Origin of the sequence: Bartonella sp. F02, from assembly GCF_026929975.1 — a bacterium.
Lineage (GTDB): Bacteria > Pseudomonadota > Alphaproteobacteria > Rhizobiales > Rhizobiaceae > Bartonella.
In genome coordinates this window covers 310,586-318,816 of record NZ_JANHOK010000002.1, presented here as the reverse complement: position 1 = coordinate 318,816, position 8,231 = coordinate 310,586, and the positions used below count along the sequence as shown (strand labels likewise).

Here is an 8,231-nt window from a genome sequence, read left to right as displayed (position 1 = left end):
TAAGTTAGGGGTATAGCTCAGTTGGTAGAGCGGCGGTCTCCAAAACCGCAGGTCGCGGGTTCGACCCCTGCTGCCCCTGCCATGTGAATATAGTTTTATTTGTATTTTTTGGGAGAGGGTAAGTTTTTGTTGCCTTCTTTTCTTTTTTTAGGTAAAATTTTCTTTTTTATATGAATTCGGTATTGAGTAAAGTAAAAAAATCGCGTAAAGCTGGTAGAGATGAGCTTTCGCGTTCTTTTTTTATTATTGTGTGGGTATAGAATTAGAGAGAATATAGTATAACTTATGGCGTCTAAAACCAATCCGATAACTTTTTTGAAGCAAGTTTATGCAGAAGTAGCTAAAGTAAAGTGGCCTACTCGTCGTGAAACGATAATATCAACTATTATGGTGTTGGTGTTGACAACGTTGGCTTCAATTTTCTTTTTTATTGTGGATCAGGTTGTAAATTTTGGTGTGTGGAAAGGTATTGATTTCTTAAGATATCTTTTTGGTTGATGGTACAAGGAAGTGTAACAGTGGCTGCTCGTTGGTATATTGTACAAGCGTATTCAAACTTTGAGAAAAAAGTTGTTGAAGCGATTAATAAAGAGGCGAAACAGAAGGGGCTTGATCATCTAATTGAAAAGATTTTTGTCCCCACTGAACGTGTTGTTGAAGTTCGTCGTGGGCGTAAGGTCGATACTGAGCGCAAATTTTTCCCTGGTTATATTCTTGTGTATGTTGAGTTGACGGATGAGGTTTATCATCTTATTAAGAATACTCCTAAAGTGACAGGTTTTTTGGGTTCAGATGCTCGGCCTGTTCCTATTTCTAATCAAGAGGCTGAACAGATTCTAAAACAGGTTCAAGAAGGTGTTGAAGCTCCAAAATCTTCTATTTTATTTGAGGTTGGTGAACAAGTTCGAGTAGCGGATGGGCCTTTTGTGTCGTTTAATGGTATTGTTCAAGAGGTTGAAGAAGAGCGTTCTCGTCTTAAAGTTGAGGTTCTTATTTTTGGACGTTCTACGCCTGTTGACTTGGATTTTGATCAGGTTGAAAAACTTTGATTTTGTTTAGGGTGGTTTTGAATTGCTCTAAATTTTTGTGGCGGGAGATGATTTAAGGTCCTTTGCCGGCTTGATGATTCGAACCGCACAACTGCAGTGAGTGTTTTGTGTGATAAATTACTGGTTTTCTACTGTTGATTATCCGGTTGTTAATTAAAGGCAGGTTGTTATGGCAAAAAAAAGTGTGGGTCAGTTAAAGTTGCAAGTTCCAGCAGGAGCAGCTACCCCTTCTCCTCCAATTGGTCCCGCTCTTGGACAGCGTGGTATTAATATTATGGAGTTTTGTAAAGCGTTTAACGCAGCAACACAGGAGATGGAGAAAGGTGCGCCGATTCCTGTGGTGATTACTTATTATCAAGATAAATCTTTCACGTTTTCTTTGAAGACACCTCCTGTGTCATATTTTTTGAAGAAGGAAGCAGATTTGAAATCGGGTTCTAAAGAGCCTGGTAAGTTGTCTGTTGGTCGTATTTCTCGTGATAAGCTTCATTTAATTGCAGAAGCAAAAATGAAAGATTTGAACACAAATGACATTGAAGCGGCAGTGCGTATGGTTGAAGGTTCTGCTCGTTCTATGGGCTTGGAAGTGATAGGCTAGTGTTATGGTAAAAGTAGTGAAGAGAATAAAGAAAATTCGTGAAGGTGTTGATTTTAACAAGCTTTATGAATTAACAGATGCTGTTTCAATGGTTAAAGAGCGTGCAGTTGCTAAGTTTGATGAAACGATTGAAATTTCAATGAATTTAGGAGTAGATCCTCGTCATGCAGACCAAATGGTTCGTGGTGTTGCTCATTTGCCTAATGGTACGGGGAGAAATGTTCGAGTCGCTGTTTTTGCGCGTGGTGATAAAGCTGAAGAAGCTAAAGTTGCAGGCGCAGATATTGTCGGTGCAGAGGATTTATTTGAAAGCGTTAATTCTGGAGTGATAGATTTTGATCGTTGTATTGCGACACCAGATATGATGCCTCTTGTTGGTCGCCTTGGTAAGATTCTTGGTCCGCGAAGTTTGATGCCGAATCCAAAAGTTGGTACTGTTACGCTTGATATTACTAGTGCTGTTAAAGAGTCGAAAGGCGGTGCTGTTGAGTTCCGTGTTGAGAAGGCTGGTATTGTGCATGCTGGTATTGGTAAAGCTTCTTTTGAAGTTGAGAAAATAGTTGAAAATATAAAAGCTTTTGCTCATGCGGTTATTAAAGCTAAACCACAGGGGGCAAAGGGCGAATATATTAAGCGAATTGCTGTTTCTTCGACAATGGGAGTTGGGATTAAAATTGATCCTGCGACGGTTCGTTCAGAATAAGAAAAGGGATTTGTAATTTTTTTATGAGTCTGTAACAGTTAAAATTGTATTTAGGTTATCGATTTTGTATATAGATAACCAATTATCTAAGCTTTATTAGGCTTGGGTCATCCCGGAAGAGATTTCGGAATGTCCTGTCCGAGATTGTAGGTGGTGCCTTGAGTGTCTTAATGAAAGAGAGCCTACATGAGACTGGGGTAAAAACTTTAAAGTTAGTAGACTTGAAAGGTTTAGACCAAGGTTGCCTTTGAGCGTTTACGCGTAAAAAGGGGGCAGGATCCTCATCGGTGGTGTGGATTTTTTCATGCTATCAAAGGTAATCAATGGGTTTGTTTTTTAACAGGTCTGTTAAGTGGAGAGAAAAGAGTGGATAGAGCTGAAAAACGCGAATTTGTAGCTTGGCTTAACAAAGCTTTTCAAAAGTCAGGTTCTGTTATTGTTGCACATTATTCCGGCTTGACAGTTTCACAGATGAATGATCTTCGTTCGAAAATGAGTGAAGCTGGTGGTGCTGTTAAGGTTGCTAAGAACCGTCTTGCAAAAATTGCTCTTCAGGGTACTGAATCTGAATCGATGGCTAGTCTATTTACTGGGCAAACGCTTATTGCGTATTCAGAAGATCCAATTGTGGCGCCAAAGATTGCTGTTGATTTTGCAAAAATCAATAACAAGTTAGTAATTCTTGGTGGAGCAATGGGTGCAGCAAGTTTGAATGTTGAAGATGTGAAATCTTTGGCTTCATTGCCTTCATTGAATGAGTTGCGAGCGAAGCTTGTGGGAATGATTTCTACTCCTGCAACTCGTGTTGCTCAGGTTGTTAATGCACCTGCTGGTCAAGTTGCCCGTGTGATTGGTGCGTACGCACAAGAGAATAAGGCTGCATAAGAGTCTATTTTGTATGTATGCGCATGGAAGAGTTTTTGTGCTTTTCTGTTCTTTTTGATGACTTTAAACAATGTTTTAAATCTTTTAAGTGAAGGAATTTAAAGATGGCTGATCTAACAAAGATCGTAGAGGAACTTTCTAATCTAACTGTTTTAGAAGCTGCAGAGCTTTCAAAAATGCTTGAAGAAAAATGGGGTGTTTCGGCTGCTGCTCCTGTTGCTGTTGCTGCTGTGGGTGGTGCGGCTGCGCCTGCTGCTGAAGAAAAGACAGAGTTTGATGTTGTTCTTACGGATGGTGGTGCTCAAAAAATTAATGTTATTAAAGAAGTTCGTGCTCTTACGGGTCTTGGTCTTAAAGAAGCAAAAGATTTAGTTGAAGGGGCTCCTAAACCTATTAAAGAAGGTGCTTCTAAGGAAGATGCAGAAAAAATTAAAGCTCAACTTGAAGCAGTTGGTGCTAAAGTTGAACTTAAGTAAATTTAATTTTGTCGGTGGGCATTTATGTCCGCCGATTTCTTCCTCTTTCTACAAAGAAAGGATTGATTTATGAGGTCTTTTTCTGGCAGTTTAATAACTGTGAGAAGGTGGGATTGTATCGTAAATCTAGTGTGTAACTTGTATAGTTCGCTTGGGTGAATGAGTATAAAGTGCTCATTAGGGCGTAAATAAGCTGATCTGCAAATGCAGGTTGATAGTATAGAATTTTCAAGGTTTTAGTTTGCCTTGGGTGGTTAAAGATCAAGGAGCGATGATGGCTCAGACTCTAACGATGATGTCCCAATTCAATGGTCGTAGGCGTGTGCGCAAGTTTTGTGGTAAGATTCCTGAAGTGGCGGAAATGCCGAACCTTATTGAGGTACAGAAAGCGTCATATGATCAGTTTCTCATGATTGAGGAACCGGAAGGTGGACGTCCAGATAAAGGTTTGCAAGCTGTTTTTAAGTCGGTATTCCCTATTTCGGATTTTTCTGGCACGGCAATGCTAGAATTTGTTCGTTATGAATTTGATGCGCCGAAATTTGATGTTGAGGAATGCCGTCAGCGTGATTTGACTTATGCCGCACCATTGAAAGTAATACTGCGCTTGATCGTTTTTGATGTTGACGAAGATACAGGATCTAAAGACATCAAAGATATTAAAGAGCAAGGCGTTTATATGGGTGATATGCCTTTAATGACAAATAATGGTACTTTTGTTGTTAATGGTACAGAGCGCGTTATTGTCTCACAGATGCATCGTTCTCCGGGTGTGTTTTTTGATCATGATAAAGGGAAATCTCATTCATCAGGAAAATTTCTTTTTGCTGCTCGTATAATTCCTTATCGTGGTTCTTGGCTTGATATTGAATTTGATGCAAAAGATATTGTCTATGCTCGCATTGATCGGCGACGTAAAATTCCAGTCACGAGTCTCCTAATGGCATTGGGGATGGATGCGTCAGATATTTTGTCGACCTTCTACAATAAAGTTACCTATGAACGTTTTAAAGATGGGTGGCGCGTTCCTTATTCCGTTGATCGTTTTAAAGGGATGAAACTTGTTTCTGATCTTGTTGATGCAGATAGTGGGGAAGTTGTTGTTGAGGCAGGTAAAAAGATAACGGTTCGTGTTGCAAAGCTTTTAATGGAAAAAGGTTTGAAGTCCATTAAAGTTAGTGAAGATGATCTATTGGGATCTTATCTAGCCGATGATATTGTAAATCATCAGACAGGTGAAATTTACCTTGAGGCTGGTGATGAAATTGATGAAAAGACATTACAGATTTTATCTGATGTTGGAATTGAGCAAATTAATATTCTTGATATTGATCACATGAATATTGGAGCTTATATCCGCAATACTTTAAAGGTGGATAAAAATGAAAGTCGTCAAGAGGCATTGTTTGATATTTATCGAGTAATGCGTCCGGGTGAACCTCCGACAATAGATACAGCAGAGGCTATGTTCCATTCGTTGTTTTTTGATCCGGAACGTTATGACCTTTCGGCTGTTGGTCGCGTTAAAATGAATTTACGTATGGAACTTGATTGTCCGGATACGGTTCGCATTTTGCGTCAAGAAGATATTATTGGCGTTATCAAGATGCTTGTTGAATTGCGTGATGGCCGTGGTGAAATTGATGATATTGATAATCTCGGGAATCGTCGGGTTCGATCTGTCGGAGAGTTGATGGAGAATCAGTATCGAATTGGTTTGCTTCGTATGGAACGTGCGATAAAAGAGCGCATGTCATCGGTTGAAATTGATACTGTTATGCCTCAAGATCTCATTAATGCAAAACCAGCTGCGGCTGCGGTACGTGAGTTTTTTGGGTCTTCCCAGTTGTCACAATTTATGGATCAAACCAATCCGCTGTCGGAAATTACCCATAAACGTCGCCTTTCTGCTCTTGGTCCAGGTGGTTTGACTCGTGAGCGCGCAGGTTTTGAAGTGCGGGATGTTCATCCTACGCATTATGGCCGTATTTGTCCAATTGAAACGCCAGAAGGTCCAAACATTGGTTTGATTAATTCCTTGGCTACATTTGCACGAGTTAATAAATATGGTTTTATTGAAAGTCCATATCGAAAAATTATTGATGGTAAAGTAACTACAGAAGTTGTTTATCTTTCTGCTATGGAGGAATCAAAGCATTATGTAGCTCAGGTTAATGCTTCATTAGATTCGGAAGGGCGTTTTACGGAAGAATTTGTAGTTTGTCGTCATGCGGGTGAAGTGTTGATGGCACCGCGTGATTATGTAGATTTGATGGATGTTTCACCAAAGCAGTTAGTTTCAGTTGCTGCTGCTCTTATCCCATTTTTGGAAAATGATGATGCGAATCGTGCGTTGATGGGATCAAATATGCAGCGTCAAGCAGTTCCGCTGGTTCGTGCTGAAGCTCCATTTGTTGGTACAGGTATGGAGTCAATAGTTGCTCGCGATTCAGGAGCAGCTATCGTTGCAAAACGTAGTGGTATTGTAGATCAAGTTGATGCGACGCGTATTGTTATTCGTGCAACAAAGGATTTAGATCCTTCAAGATCTGGTGTTGATATTTATCGATTACAGAAATTTCAGCGTTCCAATCAATCTACTTGTATTAATCAGCGTCCGCTTGTACACGTTGGTGATCGAATAGATAAAGGTGATATTATTGCAGATGGTCCATCGACGGATCTGGGTGATTTGGCACTTGGGCGGAATGTTTTAGTGGCATTTATGCCTTGGAATGGTTACAATTACGAAGATTCTATTTTGCTTTCCGAACGGATTGTCGCTGATGATGTGTTTACTTCAATTCATATTGAAGAGTTTGAGGTTGCAGCACGTGATACAAAGCTTGGTCCAGAAGAGATTACTCGCGATATTCCTAATGTTGCTGAGGAGGCATTAAGGAATCTTGATGAGGCTGGTATTGTTTATATTGGTGCTGAAGTTCAGCCTGGTGATATTTTGGTTGGTAAGATTACACCAAAAGGTGAAAGTCCAATGACACCAGAAGAGAAGCTTTTACGCGCGATTTTTGGTGAAAAAGCTTCGGATGTTCGCGATACTTCTATGCGTATGCCGCCTGGAACTTTTGGTACTGTTGTGGAGGTTCGCGTCTTTAATCGTCATGGTGTAGAAAAAGATGAACGTGCAATGGCGATTGAGCGTGAAGAAATTGAACGTTTAGCTAAAGACCGTGATGACGAGCAATCAATTCTTGACAGGAATGTTTATGCACGCCTTGCTGATATGTTGAAGGGTAAGTCTGCGATAGATGGTCCAAAAGGGTTTTCTAAAGGTGAAAAGCTTGATATTTCAATAATGAGTAATTATCCACGATCGCAGTGGTGGCAGTTTTCTTTTGAGGATGAAAAGCTTCAAACTGAAGTTGAAGCTTTACGTAAGCAATACGATGAGTCGAAAGAAGCATTACAACGTCGCTTTATGGATAAAGTTGAGAAAGTTCAGAGAGGCGATGAGATGCCTCCTGGCGTTATGAAAATGGTAAAGGTTTTTGTGGCTGTAAAGCGCAAAATTCAACCAGGTGATAAAATGGCAGGTCGTCATGGTAATAAGGGAGTTGTGTCACGTATTCTTCCAGTAGAAGATATGCCGTTTCTTGAAGATGGGACGCACGCTGATATTGTATTGAACCCACTTGGTGTGCCTAGTCGTATGAATGTTGGGCAGATTCTTGAAACACATCTTGGCTGGGCATGTGCCGGTATGGGCAAAAAGATTGGTGATTTGATTGAACTTTACCAAAAAAATGGAGATATGCTCCCTTTGCGTCAATGTATTGAGAATTTCATTCCTGATAATGATCGTAATGAACCAGTGCGTCAGTATAATGATGAAAGTCTTTTGAAATTGGCTTCCCAGATGAGTAGAGGTGTCTCTATTGCAACACCTGTTTTTGATGGTATTCATGAATCTGATATTAATAAGATGCTAGAAGATGCGGGATTGGATAGCTCAGGGCAAGTTACACTTTATGATGGTCGAACTGGTGAACCTTTTGATCGTCCAGTGACAGTGGGTTATATCTATATGCTTAAATTGCATCATCTTGTTGATGATAAGATTCATGCGCGTTCGATAGGTCCTTATTCTCTTGTTACGCAACAGCCTTTAGGTGGTAAAGCGCAATTTGGTGGTCAACGTTTTGGAGAAATGGAAGTTTGGGCGCTTGAAGCTTATGGAGCTGCTTATACTTTGCAAGAAATGTTGACAGTTAAATCGGATGATGTAGCTGGTCGTACGAAAGTTTATGAAGCAATTGTGCGGGGTGATGACACGTTTGAAGCAGGTATACCTGAGAGCTTTAACGTATTGGTCAAGGAAATGCGTTCTCTTGGTCTTAATGTAGAACTTGATGATGCCCGCCAATTTATTGCGCAGCAAGCGTTATCTGATACAACAGAATAATTAATTAAAGAGCGCACTCAAAATGGTGTGCTCTTATTCCTCTATAGTGTGTTTTATTACTTTTGAGAAGTTAATAGAGGAGAAATTTTCTATTGAG

At 40.1% G+C, this 8,231-nt stretch carries 7 protein-coding genes and 1 tRNA gene; all 8 read left to right on the top strand.

Annotated elements, in window-relative coordinates:
• The first annotated feature begins 6 nt into the window (after positions 1 to 6).
• Positions 7 to 82, top strand: a tRNA-Trp gene (locus NPY00_RS02845).
• 203 nt (positions 83 to 285) lie between these two features.
• A complete protein-coding gene (secE, locus tag NPY00_RS02840) occupies positions 286 to 498 on the top strand; it encodes a preprotein translocase subunit SecE (RefSeq protein WP_269020532.1) in 213 nt (70 codons plus the stop codon).
• Between the two features lie 20 nt (positions 499 to 518).
• Positions 519 to 1,049, top strand: a complete 531-nt coding sequence (gene nusG / locus NPY00_RS02835) for a transcription termination/antitermination protein NusG (RefSeq protein WP_269020566.1) — start codon at positions 519 to 521, stop codon at positions 1,047 to 1,049.
• Between the two features lie 169 nt (positions 1,050 to 1,218).
• Positions 1,219 to 1,647, top strand: coding sequence for a 50S ribosomal protein L11 (rplK, locus tag NPY00_RS02830; protein ID WP_269020531.1), 429 nt, complete (start codon positions 1,219 to 1,221; stop codon positions 1,645 to 1,647).
• A 4-nt stretch (positions 1,648 to 1,651) separates the two neighbouring features.
• The gene (gene rplA, locus NPY00_RS02825; protein ID WP_269020529.1) at positions 1,652 to 2,350 is read left to right on the top strand and encodes a 50S ribosomal protein L1; all 699 of its coding nucleotides are present in this window, start codon (positions 1,652 to 1,654) and stop codon (positions 2,348 to 2,350) included.
• Positions 2,351 to 2,716: 366 nt separating this feature from the next.
• Positions 2,717 to 3,235 (top strand): 50S ribosomal protein L10, encoded by a 519-nt coding sequence (gene rplJ / locus NPY00_RS02820; protein ID WP_269020527.1) that lies wholly within the window; start codon positions 2,717 to 2,719, stop codon positions 3,233 to 3,235.
• Positions 3,236 to 3,339: 104 nt separating this feature from the next.
• Complete coding sequence (gene rplL / locus NPY00_RS02815) at positions 3,340 to 3,711, top strand: 50S ribosomal protein L7/L12 (protein ID WP_269020526.1); 372 nt, start codon at positions 3,340 to 3,342, stop codon at positions 3,709 to 3,711.
• Between the two features lie 274 nt (positions 3,712 to 3,985).
• A complete protein-coding gene (gene rpoB / locus NPY00_RS02810; RefSeq protein WP_269020563.1) occupies positions 3,986 to 8,134 on the top strand; it encodes a DNA-directed RNA polymerase subunit beta in 4,149 nt (1,382 codons plus the stop codon).
• Positions 8,135 to 8,231: the final 97 nt, after the last annotated feature.

Excerpts from the sequence above, each read along its gene's own strand:
- secE (WP_269020532.1), top strand. The coding sequence starts at position 286 with ATGGCGTCTAAAACCAATCCGATAACTTTTTTGAAGCAAGTTTATGCA.
- rplK (WP_269020531.1), top strand. The coding sequence starts at position 1,219 with ATGGCAAAAAAAAGTGTGGGTCAGTTAAAGTTGCAAGTTCCAGCAGGA.
- rplA (WP_269020529.1), top strand. The coding sequence starts at position 1,652 with ATGGTAAAAGTAGTGAAGAGAATAAAGAAAATTCGTGAAGGTGTTGAT.
- rplL (WP_269020526.1), top strand. The coding sequence starts at position 3,340 with ATGGCTGATCTAACAAAGATCGTAGAGGAACTTTCTAATCTAACTGTT.
- rpoB (WP_269020563.1), top strand. The coding sequence starts at position 3,986 with ATGGCTCAGACTCTAACGATGATGTCCCAATTCAATGGTCGTAGGCGT.